Annotated in this window: 14 protein-coding genes; 10 read left to right on the forward strand and 4 right to left on the reverse strand. The window is 42.6% G+C overall.

The annotated features are described in order from the left end of the window. The first annotated feature begins 277 nt into the window (after window positions 1–277). The 3 genes from V7124_RS03505 (at window position 278) to V7124_RS03515 (ending at window position 4202) form a co-directional block, all read left to right on the forward strand. Window positions 278–2194, forward strand: a complete 1917-nt coding sequence (locus tag V7124_RS03505) for a heavy metal translocating P-type ATPase (RefSeq protein ID WP_335486029.1) — start codon at window positions 278–280, stop codon at window positions 2192–2194. 126 nt (window positions 2195–2320) lie between these two features. After that, on the forward strand, window positions 2321–3274 hold the full coding sequence (locus V7124_RS03510; protein WP_335419191.1) for an ABC transporter ATP-binding protein: 954 nt from the start codon (window positions 2321–2323) through the stop codon (window positions 3272–3274). After that, window positions 3264–4202 (forward strand): ABC transporter permease subunit, encoded by a 939-nt coding sequence (locus V7124_RS03515; RefSeq protein ID WP_335486074.1) that lies wholly within the window; start codon window positions 3264–3266, stop codon window positions 4200–4202. The genes V7124_RS03510 and V7124_RS03515 overlap by 11 nt, the downstream gene beginning before the upstream one ends. A 283-nt stretch (window positions 4203–4485) precedes the next feature. Here V7124_RS03515 and V7124_RS03520 read toward each other — a convergent pair whose 3' ends face one another. Continuing rightward, on the reverse strand, window positions 4486–5457 hold the full coding sequence (locus V7124_RS03520; protein ID WP_335419194.1) for an SMP-30/gluconolactonase/LRE family protein: 972 nt from the start codon (window positions 5455–5457) through the stop codon (window positions 4486–4488). A gap of 340 nt (window positions 5458–5797) precedes the next feature. Here V7124_RS03520 and V7124_RS03525 point away from each other — a divergent pair, with 340 nt between their 5' ends. From V7124_RS03525 to V7124_RS03555, 7 genes are all read left to right on the forward strand, one after another. After that, a complete protein-coding gene (locus V7124_RS03525; protein WP_335486032.1) occupies window positions 5798–6334 on the forward strand; it encodes a sigma-70 family RNA polymerase sigma factor in 537 nt (178 codons plus the stop codon). Beyond that, entirely contained in the window at window positions 6327–7613 is a 1287-nt protein-coding gene (locus V7124_RS03530; protein WP_335486035.1) for a DUF4179 domain-containing protein, read from the forward strand. Before V7124_RS03525 ends, V7124_RS03530 begins: the two co-directional genes overlap by 8 nt. Before the next feature lie 182 nt (window positions 7614–7795). Then, on the forward strand, window positions 7796–8656 hold the full coding sequence (locus V7124_RS03535; protein WP_335486038.1) for a CPBP family intramembrane glutamic endopeptidase: 861 nt from the start codon (window positions 7796–7798) through the stop codon (window positions 8654–8656). Window positions 8657–8970: 314 nt separating this feature from the next. Continuing rightward, complete coding sequence (locus V7124_RS03540; protein ID WP_335486040.1) at window positions 8971–11463, forward strand: beta-glucosidase; 2493 nt, start codon at window positions 8971–8973, stop codon at window positions 11461–11463. Between the two features lie 466 nt (window positions 11464–11929). Next, window positions 11930–14359: a beta-glucosidase gene (locus V7124_RS03545; protein WP_335486043.1), complete on the forward strand. Its 2430-nt coding sequence runs from the start codon at window positions 11930–11932 to the stop codon at window positions 14357–14359. Window positions 14360–14708: 349 nt separating this feature from the next. Continuing rightward, complete coding sequence (locus V7124_RS03550; protein WP_335486078.1) at window positions 14709–16028, forward strand: right-handed parallel beta-helix repeat-containing protein; 1320 nt, start codon at window positions 14709–14711, stop codon at window positions 16026–16028. 530 nt (window positions 16029–16558) lie between these two features. After that, window positions 16559–17797, forward strand: a complete 1239-nt coding sequence (locus V7124_RS03555; protein WP_335486046.1) for a TerD family protein — start codon at window positions 16559–16561, stop codon at window positions 17795–17797. A gap of 248 nt (window positions 17798–18045) precedes the next feature. Here V7124_RS03555 and V7124_RS03560 read toward each other — a convergent pair whose 3' ends face one another. The 3 genes from V7124_RS03560 to V7124_RS03570 all read right to left on the reverse strand — a co-directional run bounded on the left by V7124_RS03560 (window position 18046) and on the right by V7124_RS03570 (window position 20615). Continuing rightward, window positions 18046–18483, reverse strand: coding sequence for a general stress protein (locus V7124_RS03560; RefSeq protein WP_335408497.1), 438 nt, complete (start codon window positions 18481–18483; stop codon window positions 18046–18048). 427 nt (window positions 18484–18910) lie between these two features. Then, on the reverse strand, window positions 18911–19159 hold the full coding sequence (locus V7124_RS03565) for a hypothetical protein (RefSeq protein ID WP_335408495.1): 249 nt from the start codon (window positions 19157–19159) through the stop codon (window positions 18911–18913). A 265-nt stretch (window positions 19160–19424) separates the two neighbouring features. Next, window positions 19425–20615 carry a coenzyme F420-0:L-glutamate ligase gene (locus tag V7124_RS03570; protein WP_335486049.1) on the reverse strand — a complete coding sequence of 397 codons (1191 nt, stop codon included), beginning with the start codon at window positions 20613–20615 and terminating at the stop codon, window positions 19425–19427. Window positions 20616–20690: the final 75 nt, after the last annotated feature.

Here is a 20690-nt window from a genome sequence, read left to right on the forward strand (position 1 = left end):
TTAGCCATTTCCGGTCACTCATCGACTCTATGAGTGACCACTTTCTCTTCTTTTAGCCATTTCCGGTCACTCATCGACTTTATGAGTGACCACTTTCTCTTATTTTAGCCATTTCTGGTCACTCATCGACTCTATGAGTGACCACTTTTCCCTCTTTTAGCTGTTTCCGGTAACTCATCGACTCTATGAAAAGAGTTTTCTCAATTTTGACCCGCGTCAATTCTTTCTCCTTATGAAGCCGTTAAGATAAAGATAGAAGATAAGAGGAGGAATTGAAATGATGAAGCATATTAACCAACACACCAATCATATAACACTCATCGCGGGGATATTAATAGGATTGGGTCTTATGGCTAAGTTTATGCAGTTTATGGGTTGGAGCAATGGACTTCTAATCGCAGCCACTGTCATTGCTGTCATTCCGATCGCCATTAAAGCATGGCAGGCCATTATATTACGAACGTTTAGTATTGAATTACTTGTTACCATTGCAGTAATGGGAGCACTGTATATTCAAGAATATGTAGAATCCTCGGTTGTTACATTTCTTTTTTTATTTGGTGCTTACCTAGAATACCGGACTTTACAAAAAACCCGTTCTTCTTTGAGGGAACTCATTGATATGGCACCGCAGGAGGCAATTTTACTGCTTGAAGATGGCAGTAGAGAAAATATTAGTGTCGATGATGTGAACGTAGGAGATCGGCTGGTTGTTTTACCTGGGGGGAAAATTCCGGTTGATGGAGTCGTTGTAAAAGGTCAGGCATCCATAAATGAGGCAGTGATTACCGGTGAATCCATCCCTGTGAACAAATCCAATGATGACCATGTATTCAGTGGTTCCTTACTAGATACGGGATATGTTGAAATCATAGCAGAAAAGGTTGGTGATGATACCACCTTTGCTAAAATCATTGAGCTTGTGGAAGAAGCACAGGATTCAAAATCAAAGACAGAACGTTTTCTAGATCGTTTTTCAAATTATTACACTCCTGCAGTTACACTATTATCCATACTGGTTTATATCGTGACACGTGACTTACACTTGGCAATTACGTTCTTAGTAATCGCATGTCCTGGAGCACTAGTCATTGGTGCGCCTGTATCAAACGTAGCAGGAATTGGAAATGGCGCCAAAAACGGGGTGCTGATCAAAGGCGGCGAGATACTAGAAAAATTCGCCAAGGTAGATACACTAATATTTGATAAAACTGGAACACTGACGAAGGGAAAACCTGAAGTAACTGATTTTCATACCTTTGGCTCAATGAAATCTAGAGATATCTTAGGATTAGTAGCGAAAGCCGAAACCATTTCAGAACACCATTTAGGTCAAACGATTGTAAAAGATGCTAGAAATAAAGGATATGATCTCAACAAGTATCAGTTAACCGCCAGTGAAGCCATTAAAGGGAAAGGCATAACGGCCACTGTCGAAGGAAAGAACATCGTGGCGGGAAACCGAAAATTAATGGATGCAAAAGGAATTCATATAGAATCAAATGCAGCCCAATATGCCCTGAATCGAGAAATGGCAGGGAACACGGCTATATTCCTTGCCATTAATGGCAAGATGGAGGCAATCATCTCTATAGCTGACCAAATCCGGGATGATGCCCGGGAAGCGTTAGCAGATATGCGCGCCAATGGAGTGAAAAGAATCATTATGCTTACTGGTGATAATCGCCATACTGCAGAATCTGTAGCAAAACAACTAGGAATTGACGAATTTTATGCTGAACTACTGCCAAATGAAAAAGTAGATTTTGTGAAGAAGTTTAAAGAAGAGGGTGCCATTGTGGCGATGGCAGGAGATGGCGTCAATGATGCTCCTGCCATTGCAACAGCAGATATTGGGATTGCTATGGGTGAAGGTGGAACCGATATCTCAATGGAAACTGCCGATGTCGTACTCATGGCGGATAAACTTTCCCAATATGCCCACGCCTATGCACTTTCAAAGAAAACGATAAGAAATATGCGTCAAAATATAGCCATTGCTTTAGCAGTCGTTGCCATTCTTCTTTTTGGAGTTTTAGGCGGGCAAGTCCATTTGGCAAGCGGAATGTTTATCCATGAAGGTAGTGTCCTCGTTGTAATCTTGAATGCTATGAGATTAATAAAATTTAATACGAAGGCTAGTAAAAAGGCAAAACAAGCAGTTGAAAAGGTCAGTGAAGGTTTTGCAGCATAGCGAACAGTGCCTAGCATTGTTCGCTATTTTACAAAATATGCAAATTTACAATACTTTAACTTCCTTATTACCAAAATTGGATTAATATAGTACATAGGGTTAAAAAACTGAAAAGAGGGAGAATAAATGGCAGGAAAAGCACTTGAAATACAATCTTTAACGAAAAAAATTAAGGATAAAGTAATTGTTGACAATGTTAGCCTCTCTATTGAAAAGGGAGAAATCTTTGGACTGCTCGGCCCCAATGGTGCAGGAAAAACGACCATTATTCGTATGATTGTGAGCTTGATAGGCCGTACACAAGGCAGCGTATTCGTGAATGGCTATAATTTGGATACTCATTTTAAAGAATCAATGAGTGAAATTGGTGCAATTGTTGAGAATCCAGAATTCTATAAGTACTTGAGCGGTTATAAAAATTTAAGGCACTACGCCAATATGGCAAAAAACAAAATCTCTGATGAACGAATCCAGGAAGTCATTAGGGTTGCAGACCTTGAAGAAGCGATTCATCAAAAAGTGAAAACCTATTCACTCGGGATGCGGCAAAGGCTTGGCGTTGCGCAAGCGCTGCTGCATAGCCCATCACTTTTGATCCTAGATGAGCCGACAAATGGGCTGGATCCTCAAGGGATAAGAGAATTTAGGGAATACTTGCGTTCAATTACAAAAGAGGGAATTTCTGTCCTCGTGTCCTCCCATTTATTGTCGGAAATGCAGCTAATGTGTGATCGGTATGCGATTATTGAAAAGGGGAAGCTTATTCATATTTCTTCGATTAATCAGTTAAACGATCAAAATCAGGAAGTACATACGGTCATGTTTGAGGTAAGCGATTTGGAAATGGCACTCGAGCTTCTCAGTGAAAACAATCTAGGAGTTGATTTCAAGAAGGTAGACCAGAATCAGATTTCGGTAATCCTGGATAAGGACTCGATTGCTGCTGCCAATCGGTTATTAGTAAAGAACAATGTCGATGTATACGCTATTCATACAGTAACAACCACGCTTGAGGACCGGTTCCTGGAATTAACCGGCAAAGGGAGTCAGGAGGTAAAAACGAGTGTTCATGTTAATTAAAAATGAAATAGGGAAGATTTTTGGAAAGAAAGCTAGTTGGATTTATATGCTAATCATCGTAATCGCGGTGGCAATTGGAGGGATTCTTGAGGATAGAATCGGTGGGGAACCTAACAATAACTGGCGTGAGGAAACCCAGGCTACTGTGAATCAACTGCAGCAGGATTTAGAAGCAGCTCCTGAAGAAGAAAAAGAATGGATGTCTGCCGAACTTAAGCGACAGCAGGGCTTTCTCGATGAGAATATTAATCCAAATGCAAAGAGTAATTGGCATTTTATGAATGTGACTGTGGCTGGTGTCACTATGCTGGTCACGCTTTTTGCTGTTATCGTAAGCAGTGCCAGTGTATCCTCGGAATTTTCCGATGGGACGATAAAACAACTTCTAATCAGGCCGCATGAAAGATGGGCCATTCTTTTGTCAAAATATTTATCGGTGATCATCTACTCCTTGCTGTTGATGATTGTGCTTATTCTTGCAGGTTTCGTGACAGGATCGATTCTTTTTGACAGCGTGGATTTTAACACTAAATTCTTTGAAAACACACTTGAAGGACAGAGAATAGCACAGTTGGGACCACAATTTTTCTTGAAGACCGTGTATTACTTGCCAAGTCTATTGATTCTCATCACGATTTCCTTTATGCTATCCACTTTGTTTAAGAGTCAATCTCTGGCAGTGGGAATCGGAATTTTTGTTTTATTTTTATCTTCAACATTGGGCGGACTCATAGTGTTTCTCGCCGAAAAATATACATGGGCTAAATTTTTAATTTTCCCTCATCTGGATCTTACCGTGTATGCACTACAGGACAAAATACTTGGGGATGTAACACTTCCAATCTCCTTACTAACCTTGGGCGTGTACTATATCATTTTCATTGCCCTAACGTTTACAATCTTCCAAAAACGGGATGTTAGTATTTAGATGGATGAAAGCTAGTACTCTAGCGTGCCACTGATCTAGGCGCTGCGAGTTAATCTTAAATTTAGTGCCTTTTTTCTCAATTAGATCTGTCGAAGATCCCAATTACAAATATATGCGAACAGTGCCTAGCACTGTTCGCATTTTTAATAAATTTGTTATCTTCTCTTAAAAAGGGGACTGTCACAACGTTTTGTGACAGCCCCAGAAAATCTGAGAGATTTTTATAAAAGGGAGAAACTATTTTCTGTCTATAAATTATCCGTAAAACCTCTATTAGATAGTATTATTGCAACCCGTAAGGCTGCAAACCTTCCTTTTTGACCTTAATTCGCCAGACTTCATTTTTCAATGACTCAGTTACATAAAGGTATCCATTATGAAAAGTCAGATTGGTGGTAAAAGTCTCCGCATCTTTAGGCAGTCGAATAGTACCGTATTTAAATCCACTGGCATCAAGTACGACAATTTCGCCAGCCTGGAAATGGGCTACATAAAGATTGCCCTCCGTATCGACGGCTAGACCATCTGGACCGATTCCTCCTTCAAATTGACCGAAGACAAACGGTGTTTCACGAGCGTCTTTTGCATTTTTTGACGGTACAGAGATAATTCGATTTGTAGCAAATTCAGAGATGTAAACACGTTGGCCGTTCGCTGAAATCGCAATCCCATTAGGATACGCAATACCTTCTTGAAAGAGTACTGGTTCTTGACTATTTGGTGGCAGATAGAAGACACGACCTATTGGTTTCGTTGCACTGGATCCCATTGGCTCTGTAAAGTAAAGTCCACCATCTTGGTCAAATACGAGGTCATTTAGTCCATTTAAAGGTTTGCCATTGTAAGTATCAACAATGATTGTGCGTTCTCTAGTAACAGGATCATAGGCGTAAAGTTTTCCAGTAACATCTGTGATAAAAAGGCGTCCATCCTTGTGAAACTTTGTCCCTACAGGGAGGTCTCCTTTATATGTTTCTACGATTGAAAGCTTATCGTCTTCGACCTTAATAATTTCCCCTGTAGGCGGACTAACCATCCAAATATTCCCACTGCGATCGAAATTAATGCCCTCCATAAATCCACTTCCGGTCGCTACCTTTTCCCATTGACTATTAGGATGGACAATTTCAGAAATGGAATGTCTTTCCCCTTTTGGCACTGGTTTTGTTACATATAACGCTTTTGCTCCAACGACTGTAACAGTAATAAGGGAGAGTATGAGTAATACGGTTACTGCTAATGCCCTTTTTTTCATTTTATACATTCCTCCTTTTTTAACCTATAAAGGTCAAATGATAAATCTTTTCATATTTCATCTCTCAGATTTTCGACACAGGAACGGTAGCCTGTATATCGTTTTAATTTATCACTATATCGCTAATATACACAATATAGCGAATTATCTGATTTTAATTAAAAATAAGTAACTTTTTCTTCTATTTAATCAATGTTTATTTTGTTATGTTAAAGGTTTTAGATCTTATTTAGGTTGGAATTGTATAAGTGGGTGGAAGAAAATAAACAAAGACAATTTATTTAGAAAAAATGAACTTTTTGTACCTGTCATGACTCTTATAAGGGAGAGAGGTGAAAGCATGAATGTAGTTCGGTTAGTGAAAAAGGCGAAAAAGGGAAGTAAAGAGGCGTTGCTCCAATTAATTATGGCGGAAAAAGATAATTATTATCGACTTGCTCTCACCTATTTGGAAAATTCGAATGATGCCATGGATGCAATGGAGGAAATGATTGTAAAGGTATATGAAAATATTGATCAACTAAAGAAAGAAGAAGCATTCTACAGTTGGAGTAAGACCATTTTGGTGAATTGCTGTAAATCCATGCTTCGTAAGCAAAAGAGGCTCGTGTTAATAGATGATTGGCATACGTCTAATCCTAGTCATGAGCAGACTAGTGATCCTTATTTGAGCAGTGATCAACAAATGGATATCAAAGAGTTATTGATTCATTTAAATGAGCAGCAAAAAGAAGCGATTCAATTAAAATATTTTCATGATCTCGATTATCAAACAATAGCGGAAATGACAGCTGTTCCCACTGGGACTGTTAAATCAAGGATCTCCCAAGGATTGAAAAAGCTAAGAAAACATTATAGGGGTGATTTTAGTGGATAATCTTGAGAAACGATTAGCGGAAGAAAAGAAGCTTATCGACTCTATACAAGCACCTGATGAATTAGAAATGAGATTAAGAAGCGCTCTTCATCATACTCCGAAAAAAACTAAACGATATGCTTTTAGCTGGAAGGCAGCTGTTGTCGCCTTATTTTTAATCATCCTAATGGGATCTCAATACAATGCATTTGCCTTTTATGGTAAGAAACTACTTGGTTTTGATGAAGTGATGGATGGTTCTTTGAAGGAACTTAATGAAAAAGGCATGGGACAAATTGTAGAAAAAAAGACGAAGCTTGATGATGGAACGGAGCTTACGATTAACGGAATCATTTCAGATTCTAATCAATTGGTCGTGTACTACACATTATCGAATCCAAAAGGAATAGACGATACTTTGAATGAAAATTTTCGGATTTCAAGAATTTCTGGCTTCTTAACAAACTCAAATGCAGATAGTGGTGTGTCCATACTTAATGATAAACATACGGAGATTAAAGGAAAGATGTCTTTTGAACCTGTTAGTCCATTTTCAAAAAAGTTAAAGTTATCCTTTTGGCAATCTCTTCAGAATGATCAGATGATCGAAGGAAGTATTGCTTTTCCCTATAATCCAAACAAAGCAATGGCCACCGAATATAAGCAATCGCTAAAAAAGACATTTAAAGTCGATAAAGGCACCATCACATTTCATTCCATTACAGCCTCGCCAACCATGACGATGATCAAAGGAACGTTAAATGTAGAAAACTTTGATCGAGTCGATTCCTCATTTGGTGGAATTGAATTAATGGCGAACGGAAAGCCGGTTGAAATAATGGGGAGCAGCTATAAATCTTCCCTCAATGGAAGAAAATTTGATATTCGGTATAATGCATTGCCGAAGCAGCTGAATTCACTTGAATTAGTCATAAAAGAGTTTGTCGGCTATCAAAGGTTAGAAGAAAAGATCACCCTATCATCCATTAGCAATGGGCCGATTACGCTTGGTGGGAAAGAACTTTGGATCAAAAATGTGTCAACCACCTCACAAGGAGTGGAAATAACGATTGCAACTGTTGGTGATGTGATGCTGGATGGTGTATCCATACAAACACAAGAGGAAATCACCCCATTAAAAACAACTGTAAATCAAATTTATACAAAACAAGAAGATGGCAGGGAAGTGAAGGAACGTACCTTGCTATTTGATTCACCTACAAATCCAGAATATCTTCTAATAGAGGGAATGCATTATGTGAAGGAATACAATAAGAAATTGGAGATCCCGGTTGATTAGAAAGAATTTGAAATGCAATTAGAAAAAATTATTAGGATATTTTTCGGTGATCATTGCGCATGTATTATTATATACTTTTAGTAATAAGGTAAATAGTACCAGGTAGTATCGTTATAGATTTGTATTTAGGCTATCATCGGTGGTCATTCTTCTTGAAAGTGTTAAGGAGGAGATGTTTAAGCATGCACTGGGGAAGGGTAGTCTTTCATAGTTTGATGTTGGTTATTTTGTTTTTATTAGCTGCTATTTTTGTGAATCCGCTTACGGATGGAATTGGAAACAATACGATTCGGATAGTTGTCAAAGAAGTGAGCCGGATTGGATTAACTATTGGAATGCTTTTGTGGTATGGGAAGTTTTTCTTAAAAAAATCAAGTGTATATTTTCGGGTTGGAAATCTGATCGTAATGGGTAGAGTATGGGTATTAGTAGGCTTGATCATGCCAATAACTGTAATAACATTTTATGTGCTATCACAATACGTAGTTTTTCAGGGCCTAGAAAAACATTCTATTAAAACGATAGTAACGTTTATCATCAGCTCGTTCATTACGGCTTGCTCTGCTGGGGTGATTGAAGAAATTCTATTTCGCGGGTATTTATTAAAGTTGTTCGAGGATAAGTGGAATACGATTACAGCAGTTTCTGTAACCTCCATCCTGTTTAGTGCTCTCCATTTACTGACTATGAATGGACTGAGGTTTATCGATGTGTGTTTGGTCGTTATTGCAGGTACGATGGCAGGAATAATGTTTTCGCTTATTGTTTATAAGTCAGGGAGTGTCTGGAATGCAGTAATCGTGCATGTAATCTGGAACTTTTTTATGAGTTCTAAAATTATTCAATTTGTTCCTATATTCGGTAGTAACACTTCTTCGTTAGTAAAATTAACGTTTAGTTCAGATCGTTTTTGGATTACGGGAGGAAACTTTGGAATTGAAGCAGCTTTTCCAGTGATAGTGTTGTATATACTAATAATATGCTGGATTATCTTTTACAAAACAGACTTTTTTAAAAATAATTATACTTATAAAGGAAAATAAAAACTTTATAATACCTCATTTAGATACAATATGGTGAACCGTATCATAAGTAAATGAGGATTTAGAAAAACATGGGGACGGTTCTGCCGTCTCTTTTTGTGCCTGAAAAAAGCTGTCCCCAAGGCCTTTTTGGGCTTCTTCAGGACTTTGGGCGCATTACTAATCTCGTTGTATTTGTTTTTGTATTGTAATTAACCGTTCATGCTAGTGTAATAGTATACCTCTATAATAATAGACTTAGTAGATAGCAAGGGAGATGACAAAACGAATTATTTACATACTAATAGAAAAATAGATTATAAGGGAGAATTAAGATGATAAAACGCATTACTTTAATTTTTTTGACAGCAATGATCTTCATGTCTGCGTTAGTACTTCCTACTAGTGCGATGAACAATGGAATGGAAGGGACCAGACCCTGGATGAACACCCAGCTCTCTGCTGAGGAGCGCACCGAACTGCTTCTCGATGCGATGACGATGGAACAAAAGATTCAGCAAATCGCTATTTCGCGCTTCAATGAAAACGACAAGGGTGATCCGGTCGTTATCAACAGGGGCGGTACTAGTAAGTATATGAACGGTGAATTCGCGCCCCAAGGTACACTGCCTGGATGTGAGTTTCAGGACACAGGCCGTCAGATTCGTGGAATCGAAGACCTGGGGATTCCAACAATCCGCATGACCAATGGTGGTACAGGCGTTAAGGGCGGATCATGTCACAATGACCCAGAGGCGACTGGTCTTCCGTCTACCCCAGGTTTGGCCGCGACATTCGACCGCGAGCTAAACTATGAGGCTGGCCGAATCCTTGGTGAGGAGACACGAGCTTTCGCGCATCACGTGTTTCTCGGACCAGGTATGAACCTTATCCGTCACCCGTACGGTGGCCGGAACTATGAGTACTTCAGTGAGGACCCTTATTTGACAGGTACCCTTGCGATTGAGCAAACAAAGGGTATCCAGGATCAGGGAGTACAGGTACAACTTAAGCACATGGCTGGAAACGAACAGGAAACTGAGCGTTGGACGATGGGTGTCCAAGTTCCTTCACAAGCCATGAACGAATTGTACATGTTGCCATTCGAGATGACTGTAAGAGATGCTGATCCAGCTTCTGTAATGTGTTCATTCCCGGATGTTAACGGTACTTATGCATGTGACAGTTCTGAACTACTACAAGATGCCCTACGCGACAACTGGGGCTTTGACGGTTATGTCATGAGTGACCGTCGTGCGATTCACGACACAGCGAAAGCTATTAAAGCTGGTTTGAACGTCGAATTAGACTGGGCACCACAGTATTACACTCAAGAGAAAATCCAAGAAGTATTAGATTCAGGTGCGGTAACTGTGGATGACATTGACAATCTGCTTCGTCCACGTTACATCAAGATGATTGAGTTTGGCCACATGGACAAACCTTTCGACAAATTTATGCCAGAAATCGTTGATCCGATGGCTAACGGTGCTAGCGCACTGAAGATGGCCGAAGAAGGATCCGTACTATTGAAGAACGACAATGGTTTCCTACCACTGGACGGCGAGCCAAAATCGATCGCATTGATCGGTATTGAGACGTTCGCTGGTGCTGCAAAAATGTCACCTCGCTCTGTTCGTGATGACAATGATTATGTAGTGACTCCATATACAGTCACACCACAGGAAGGTTTAGAGAATGTTATCAAAGAGTTGGGCTACAACACTAAAGTGACGTACAACAATGGTAGTGATCCGAAAGCTGCTGCTAAGTTAGCCGCTGAGTCCGACGTCGTGCTTCTCATGGTTGGCGACAACCCACATGAGACAGTGGACCGTGATACCCTCGGATTCCCAGCCTTGAACCTCAAATCGGGCTTGGCTGAGCAGGAGCCAGTGATTGACGCAGTTATGGAAGCCAACCCGGAGAATACTGTTGTGGTATTGAAGACTTCCGGTACTTCAATCATGCCGTGGTTGGATAAGGTACCTGCAGTTCTTCAAGCGTGGTACCCAGGTATGGAGGATGGCAATGCCGTCGCTAACCTACTTTATGGTAAGGTCAATCCATCCGGTAAGCTTCCTATGACGTTTGGTGCAACTGAGCGTGAAGCATCCTTTGCGACTGAAGAGCAGTATCCTGGAACACGTCAAGACACTGGTAAAGTAGGCGGACCTGGCCCTTATGGTGATGGTTCCGATCAGCTAATTGCTCAGTATACAGAAGGTCTGGAAATGGGCTACCGCTGGTACGAAGCAAACAACGTGAAGCCGGTATTCCCATTCGGGTACGGCTTGTCGTATACAACATTTAAGTACGATGACCTTGAGGTAAAGAAGGTTCGTGGTGAAGGTAATGGCAAAAAGGACTCGTTGTCCGGTATTGACGTGTCCTTCACAGTTACGAACACTGGCGATGTTGCCGGTAAAGAAGCGGCACAAGTCTATCTGACCCTACCAGACGAGGCAGGGCAGCCGACTAAGCGGTTAGTCAACTTCGAGAAGGTATACCTTGAGCCTGGTAAGAGAGAGCGTGTGACTGTACGTATTAACCATGCAGACTCTAACCACCCGTTCTCCTATTTCGTTCCGGAAGAACCGGACAACCTTGCAAACTGGGCTGACGGCGAGTGGGCAACTGTTGACGGAAAGTACCGCGTGCATGTCGGTGGTTCCTCTGCAGACACCCCACTGGAAAAGGACGTCCCGTTGAATTTCAAAGTTAGCATGGACGACAGCGTGGGTAATGGGAATGGAAATAATGGAAATGGAAACAAAGGAAACAAAGGAAACAATGGAAATAAAGGGAATAGCAACTCCCAAAGATAGGCTTCTGGCCATGGGATGACGTAGGCGACCCGGCAGGGGTTGTCATGCATCCTGAAAGTAGTGAGCCCGCAGGTTCGGCGAATCAAGCCGAGACCCGCGGGCTTATTGTTTTTCTCGAAACCTTCATGGGCGACGAAAACTGTCCAAGACTACTGAAAAAGTCCGTCTAAAGAGATAAAGAGGCTAACAATCTACAGTCTGTAGGTAGTTTGCTTCTTTTTATTGTCTACATAAGAAGAAAATCTTCAAGGCTTTAAATAATGTCGCTTTTTCAGCGGCTTCGAACCGTCCACGTGGCATCCTAGCGTAATAGTCTATCTCTATAATAATAGACTTACTAGATACTAATGGAGAGTTTAAAAAATGAATTATATTAATACGAATAAACAACTAGATGTAAGGGAGATATTATGAAATGAATTAATTCCAATTCGAATAGACAACTAGATGTAAGGGAGATTTTAAGATGAAAAGAATGATTTCAATTTTATTGACAGCAATACTCTTCATGTCTACGTTAGTAATGCCTACTAATGCACAGCAAGGTGGAACGGCAGGGACCAAGCCCTGGATGAACACCAAGCTTTCTGCTGAGGAGCGTACCAAGTTACTTCTCGATGCGATGACGCTGGAACAAAAGATTCAGCAAACCGCCATATCCCGGTTCAATGAGAACGACAAAGGTGAGACAATCGTTATTAAAAGAGGCGGTACTAATAAGTACCAGAGCGGTGTATTCCCGCCTCAGGGTACCTTGCCAGGGTGTGAGTTTCAGGACACCGGTCGGCAGATTCGTGGAATCGAGGAACTGGGTATCCCCACAGTACGAATGACCAACGGTGGTACGGGTGTGAAGGGCGGATCGTGTCATAATGACCCGGTGGCGACGGGCCTGCCGTCCACCGTGGCTATGGCCGCGACCTTCAACCGCGGGCTGAACTATGAGGCCGGTCGAATCCTCGGCCAGGAGACACGTGCCTTCGCGCATCATGTGATGCTTGGACCTGGTATGAACCTTGTGCGCCACCCGTACGGTGGCCGGAACTATGAGTACTTCAGTGAGGACCCATACCTAACGGGTATCCTTGCGACCGAGCAGGTCAAGGGCATTCAAAAACAGGGTGTCCAGGCCCAACTCAAGCATCTAGCTGGAAACGAGCAGGAAACCGAGCGCTGGACGATGGGTGTCCAGGTTCCCTCAAGGGCCATGAATGAGCTGTACATGCTGCCATTTGAGATGACCGCTAAGAATGCTGACCCAGCCTCCGTAATGTGTTCGTTCCCAGATGTCAACGGCACCTATGCCTGTGACAGCCCTGAACTGCTGCAAGTTGCCTTGCGGAAAAACTGGGGCTTCGACGGTTACGTGATGAGTGACCGCCGCGCGATTCACAACACGGTATCTGCCATCAAGGCGGGCACCAATGTTGAGCTCGACTGGGCCCCACAGTATTACACTCAAGAGAAGATCAAGCAGGCCATTGACTCGGGTCAGGTGACCGAGAACGACATTGACAATCTACTTCGTCCGCGGTATATCAAGATGATTGAGTACGGCCACATGGATAAGCCTTTCAACAAGTTCCTGCCTGAGATCGTCGATCCGATGGTCAACGGCGCTAGCGCACGAAAGATGGCTGAGGAAGGGTCCGTGCTATTGAAGAACGCTAACGGCTTCCTGCCACTGGATGGCAAGCCGAAATCGATCGCGCTAATCGGTGTCGAGTGGTTCGCCGGTATGGCCAAGATGTCCCCGCGCTCCATTCGGATAAACAACGAGAACGTCGTGACCCCTTATACGGTCACACCAAAACAGGGTCTAGAGAATGTCATCAAGGAGCGGGGCTACGGCACAAAGGTGACATATAACGATGGCCGTGACCCGAAGGCCGCTGCCAAGCTAGCCGCCGAGTCTGACGTCGTGCTGCTCATGATCGGCGACACCCCGGGTGAGACCGTAGACCGCGAAACTCTCGGCTTCCCGGCCGTTCCCGTCGACATAAACGCGCCCCGAGAGGACTGGGTGAAGCAGGAGCCAATGATTGATGCGGTTCTGAAAGCTAATGCAAAGAACACGGTTGTGGTTCTTAAAACTTCCGGTACAGTACTCATGCCGTGGCTAAATACGGTCCCTGCAGTCCTCGAAGCATGGTATCCGGGTATGGAGGATGGCAATGCCGTCGCCAATCTGCTCTACGGTAAGGTCAATCCGTCCGGCAAGCTGCCGATGACGTTCGGTGCCACTGAGCGTGAGGCCGCCTTCGCGACCGAGAAACAGTTCCCTGGAACCCGTCAAGAAACGGGCAAGCTAGGAGGCCCTGGCCCGTACGGTGACGGTTCCAAGCAGTTAATTGCCCAGTACACAGAGGGACTTCAGATGGGCTACCGCTGGTACGAGGCCAACAAAGTGAAGCCTGTATTCCCATTCGGGTTTGGCCTGTCGTACACAACCTTTAAGTATGGAGACCTCAAGGTGAAGAGTGTACGCGGTGAAGGAGGGGGCCCAGGAACGCCGAAGGGCAAAGGAAAAAAAGACTTGTCTGGTATTGATGTGTCCTTCACCATCACAAACACCGGTAAAGTTGCCGGCAAAGAAGCGGCACAGGTCTATCTGACCCTTCCGGCCAAGGCGGGACAGCCGGCCAAGCGGCTCGTCAACTTCGAAAAGGTTGATCTTAAGCCCGGTGAGAGCAAGCGAGTGAATCTGCGGATTAACCAGGCAGACTCTAATCATCCGTTCTCCTATTTCATTCCGAAAGATCCGGATAACTTGGCGAACTGGGCTGAAGGCGAGTGGGCTACCGCTGCCGGAAAATACCGTGTGCATGTCGGTGGTTCCTCGGCGGACACCCCGTTAGTTAAGGACGTCCCGTTGAACTTCAAAGGTAATCGATAGGACTTTGACCATGGGATGACGACGGCGACTAGGGAGGAATCGTCAGGCATTCCGAAGGCAGTAAGCCCGCGGGATCGGTGAATCAAGCTGAGGCCCGCGGGCTCATTGCTTTTCTCGACCCCTTTATGAGCGACGAAAAGAGTTAAGGAAGGATGTGAGAAGTATTATGATGGAATCCGTTCGGAACAGCAGGCGAGGTCCGGCACACTTGTGGTGTGTGGCCCTTGGCCTGATAGTCCTCTTGACCGCATGCACCGTTGCGGAATCCGAAGGGCCGGTCGGGAGCGATAACGCCGTGAAACCCGCCCCGTCTGCGTCCGGGCACGGCGACTGGCAGGACCCTGGCTTGGTGGACCGGTCCGGCGCGCAGATCAAGGTCAAGACGCCGGGTCCGGCCGCTGGCAAGACCCTGGACGTTACGCAATTTGGGGCAGATCCGGATCCGGACTCACACGATGACGCAGCAGCAATCCGGGCGGCTTTGGACGCGGCCAAACCGGGGGATGAGGTCATGCTGCCGGCCGGCACGTATGACCTGCGCTCCACTGATCCGGCCGACAAGTCGGCGAACATCGTGCTGCGCAGTGGCGTGGATCTGCGTGGTGAGGGCCAGGAGAGAACCGTGCTGCTGACCTCCCTCGATGGCGAGGAAGATAGCCGGGTGATCCGCGGCTCAGGCGTCCACGACGTCATTGTCGCTGACTTCACTATTACCTCCCGTCATGAGGGTCCACTCGGTGACGACCCCAACGACGGCAACGCGGGTGGCGGCCCGATGTACGGGATCTACCTCGGAGCCTACAAAGGGCAAGCAAGCTCTCGGGTCCTGATGAAGAACCTAGGCATACGCAGGTTCGAGCGCCACGGGATCTCTGTCAAGGCGAGCCGTGAAGTGACCCTCTCTGGAAACTCCGTAAGTGAGGCAACTGCCGTTGGCCCCGGCGGACAGGGCTACGGCATCGCTATCGAAGGCACAGCGGACCAGCGCGACCCGGATGCCTCCAACGATTCCCGGCACAACGTCGTAATCGGCAATACCTTCGATGGCAAGCATCTGCGGCACGCGATACTGCTGCAGTTTCCCACACACAACAATCTCGTGGCGGAGAACACCATCACTGGCAGTCACCTGGATGCCATCGACCTGCATGGCGAGGGTGAATACCTGAACGAGATCCGAAACAACAAGGTTATCGGTGGGCAGGGGGCGGGCATCGCGCTGGGCAATTCCGGCGGGTCCAAGAACAAGCACGACGCCTCAGGACCTGGAAACTGGGTGCACTCCAACGACCTGATTGGAAATCGTCAGGGAGTCCTCGTTATCCTTGGAACTCCTGATACCCTCATCGAGGACAACAAGATCACCGCTGGAGAGAAATCGAAAGCCGGCATTGAGATTCGCAATGCTCCAAGCACCAAGTTACATGGTAACCACATAACTGGAGGGACGAACGGTTTCTGGGCCATCCGGCTCAGTGAGGACCGCGGTGCTGACGGACGGGGCAAAGGAATCCCTACAGGCATCAGAATGGAGCGGAACGTCATTCGACAGGCCGCTAACGGCATTAGGATCGATGCCGGGAAGGACCTCAAATTGGTTGAAAACGTCGTTGAGGGCATTGACGGATCCAAGCTGAGGGTGGCCGAAGGGATTGAGGTGAGCCGGTAGGCCCAGCAATTTCCTATAGAAACTCAACGGTGCGAAAGTTGAGTACTAGTCGTTTTTATAATATAAAGAACCCTGCCTTCATCAAAAAAGAGGGCTGGGTTCTTCTAAATACTCACTTTTTAAGGTTCCGTTCAGATAAATAGTCGGAGAAATCCGCTTAATTAGAAAATAAGATTAAAAATAGCTTAAATAGACGGAGGATTCCGCATATTAACCCGAAAAACGTGAAAATGGCCGATTTTGCTTAACATAGTCGGAAAACTCCCCTTATTTCCCCTGAAACGAGCTTCATTTTGCATATAACCGGAAATCTCCGCTAATCATATTATCGCTAGTTAGTTCATTAAGGGCTAGAATACTTTATTGAAAAATAAGTGAGATCCAAAACCATCGTGACAGCACCATTCCGTAAATTGTGGAGATTGGCCAATTTAGTGCCATTTTCCTTGGGATGTATATCAATATTTGATATTATCAATAAAAGGGTTCTCTTGTATTTTATTAAGTAGATAGATCAGGGAGTGGTGTAAATGAATCAATTTCTTCAAATGGGAGCCAATACAGCTTTAAGTTCCCCAAAAGGTACTATTACTGTCAGCCATGAAATTTCTAATACGATTGATATTTCCCTAACAGCTTTCCTTTTAACGAATTCAGACAAGGTACAAGGTGATAGCGGGATTATATTCTATAATCAACCAACGAGCTCTTCTGGTGTGGCTACCCTTCTACCATCTGAGCAAGCAGGGAATACAAAAGTACATAAACTGAATTTTGACATGAGTAAGGCCCCTGAAGGGATAACAAAAATTGCTATAACCCTGACAGAGGATAATAGTACGGGTTTTTCAAATGTAAAAAATTTAAAGGCCGAGGTACGTACCGATCATACTATCATCCAGTTAACCCCATCGAGTTTCACAAATGAAAATGGAATTATCGTATTAGAGCTATATCTACGGAATGGTCAGACAAAGGCAAAATCAATCTGGCGCGGATTTAATTCGGGGCTTGAAGGGTTGTGTACAAATTATGGTGTGGAGGTTGAATCGGATGAGCAAACCAAACCATCTAAACCTAATACGATTCAAAACCAAACCCCAATAGAACCTGCTAAGACACTAACGGTTCCTGAAAATAAAAACACGGTGTCAAGGATAAGCCTTGAAAAAGTAAAGGGTAAAGTCAGTCTCGACAAAGGTCATAAGCCAGTTATCATTGAGAAAACGCCAGAAATAACTGCGACGGTATCTTGGAAGTCTGGGACAGATTATGATATTTATGCGTTGGTCTATACGAAGAATGGTAAGCAAGTAGATGTAGCAATGTTTGGGGCGAAAGGAACTCCTCCCCTCAGAAGTTTTGGCAACGGAGCAGTGGAACATATGGGGGATGTTGGGAGAAATAATCAATCAACGAAGACAGAAGTAATTAAATTAAGGTTAAATGATGATATTCTCGCAGTTGTTCCTGTGGTGTATTCTGCTCAGTCAAATGGAACAGGTTCATTCTACAAATATCAAGTGTCCATGAGTATAGATAATCATAATGGAACCTCCGTTACCATATTTGCCAAGAATGCAAATAATAATGATAGAATTTATTCCTGTGTACCCGGAATACTTCAGAATACGCCTGATGGAGTGATCATCAGTCCATTGGAGCTTTATAGTACACCGAACTCAGAGCGTAGACCTAAACTTAAGATGGGGTCCTCCAATATGGTTGAGGTTTTAATGGATAAAGGACCAGTAAATGATTATAAGTAACCCAGAATTATATAAAATTTGAACAAAAATGGCTAGACAATACACCATTGAACTATTTGTTGTCAGGTTTTATCCAAAAGAGTCGTTTTCTTATAAGTGAAAACGACTCTTTTTATTAATTTGTGAAAAAATGTACCTAATCAACAAGATACTTTCCTTAAAGGCTGGGTGCTAAAAATACAGCATCTTCGTAGTCTAAAGGAACCGTTCACTTCAATAAACATAATATTGTGAAACTAAATCCGCTCTCACTCTTTGGGATGAAGAAATACCAAGATTTTACCATCCTGAGCGTCATTAGAATAGCATTCAGCTTCATCATCTGGGACTCCAATTTCCATCAGAGCATGCTTTAATCCGCCAGCACCAGAGCTGACCCCTACGACTGCTCCGCCAATTGTTGTAATAATAGGACCTGCAGCCAACACAGCGCCAAATCCGGGAATCAATATAGTGGATAACCCAGCTATCACGCCCGCTAGTCCAATTGCTGCTCCTGTTGCAGCTCCAGCAATGACTCCATCCTTAGTGGAGGGTTTTACTTCCTGTGTGTTTTCAGATAGTCCTTTTGTATTTTTAGCAATAACTGAAATTTCCTCAGTTGTATAGCCTTTCTCTTTTAAATCTTCAACAACTTCAGCCACTTGTTGTTCATTTTCGTATACGCCTATAACATGATTCTTCACTAAAAATTACCTCCTGTTTTGCAGTTCCCGGAAAATTGCTTTTTTCGCTCCTTCATTGCATATTCCGCTATTCCTGTTAGCAATGAATTACTCAGAAAAAATCTTTTGATGCACGTAACAACGCGAAATAATCAATAAAGAATTTACCGTTCGTTTCATTTTTGGTTTTAAGTGATTGAGCTAAAGTGGCAGTGAGATTATTTTGTTGTCTAAAATGTAGTACCTCCCTGAAATGTTGTATCAGGGTTCGGCTTATAATTGCGTGGTGCTTTACGTAGTGTTTAGAAATGAACTGTACCTGCAAAAATTAGGTAAAGAAATATTAACACGTTTATAAAACGTATTTTATTATCCTCATTCAATTTCATTTAGTTCAATGTTTGCTTCAGTTGCTTCCGTACTTAAAAATTCATCTTTTTTCACCCTTTTAGAACTTTGATACTTTCAGTTTAAACATAACACTGTTTAAAACTTCATTTTTGTATGTTTGCAATAAAGCTGGTTTCAAATTAAACTTTTGGAAAAAGTGATCCATTTGTTGGTGAATGTACTGAACGATATCAACTTTATGGAGCAACTTCTTCTGCACCATTTTTTCCTTAATATCATCTGTAACTTTAATGGTAAATTGAAGAATTGAAAATTCAGTTCTTCCACAATATTCCTGTAATCTCATTTCATATCCTCCTTCTAAAACTATTGAAATAATCGAAATGTAGTCTTTATATACCCTAATATCCTTGCAAATAAAACAACAAAAAAATAATCCTTCTTAATTTTGTTATTTAGATTTGAAATGAAAAAATGGGAGAATGGGGAGTTGTTGATTCTTCCGTATTTGTTATTGAGAAGAGCAACCGTTTAAGTGATATATGGAAATGAAAAAGAGTAACACAAAAAACTAGATGCCCTATAGGAGGCATCTAGTTTTTTTTGAATACCTATTTTGTGTAATTATCAAAATAACCTTGGATAAAGATAATAGGTGTACCCTTATCTCCACTTCCTGAAGTTAAATCTGATAGAGAACCGATAAGGTCGGTAAGTTTTCTAGGTGTAGTCCCTTGTGATTCCATTGATCCTACAAGATCAGATTCTTTATTATTAATAAAGTGAGAAATCGCTTGTTTAAGTTCTTCACCCTTTAAATGAGCAAAGTTATTATCAGCGAGATACTTTAATTTTACTTCATTAGGTGTGCCATCAAGACCTGATGTGTAAGCTGGTGAAACAACTGGATCAGCTAGTTCCCATATTTTACCTACAGGATCTTTGAACGCTCCATCTCCGTAAATCATCACTTCAACATTTTTTCCAGTCTTTTCTTTAAGCATATGCTGTATTTTATCAACGATAGGTTGGCAATTACGCGGGAAAAGTTTAACACTATCCTCAGTTGCTTTATTTGATCCTAGTAGACCATAAGCTTCATTACATCCGCTGCCATCAACAGACTCCGATAATATGTTATCAAGGCTGTAGATCTTTTCTCCACCATTTGCTTTTAATATTCTCGTCGTTCTAAATCGTGTATGTATATCGCAGGTTAGAACATTTTTTGTGTAATCCAAAATGGTTTTTGGATTATTTGAGAAGATGACATCACATTCAACACCGTATTCTTCAACTAACGATTTATAATAATCAATGTAATCAACACCAGTAAAAGTATGCTTACTACATCCAAAATAATCACGGAATTGTTTTTCTGTTAATACATCTGTCCAAGGATTAACTCCCTTTTCATCAAGCATATCAATATCCACTAAGTGATTACCTACTTCATCAGATGGATAGCTAAGCATTAAAACAATTTTTTTAGCTCCTTTTGCAATTCCACGGAGACAGTTTGCAAAACGATTACGACTTAAAATAGGGAATATGACTCCAATCGTATCTTCTCCAAATTTTGTATGAATATCTTTTGCAATATGATCGATCGTCGCATAATTACCTTGTGCACGAGCAACGATTGATTCTGTTACAGTAACAATATCTTTATCATTAATAGTAAAGCCTTCAACTTCTGAAGCTTTTAACACACTATCCACAACGATCTCTTCTATTTTGTCCCCTTGATTTATGATTGGGCAACGAAGACCTCTTACAACAGTTCCAACTACTCTTTCCAATATAATCGCTCCTTATAACTACTTACGTTAATATAAATTATATCCACTTGTAATATACATTAGTTTAATGATATA

It is taken from the genome of Neobacillus niacini, assembly GCF_036961885.1.
Lineage (GTDB): Bacteria > Bacillota > Bacilli > Bacillales > Cytobacillaceae > Neobacillus > Neobacillus niacini_H.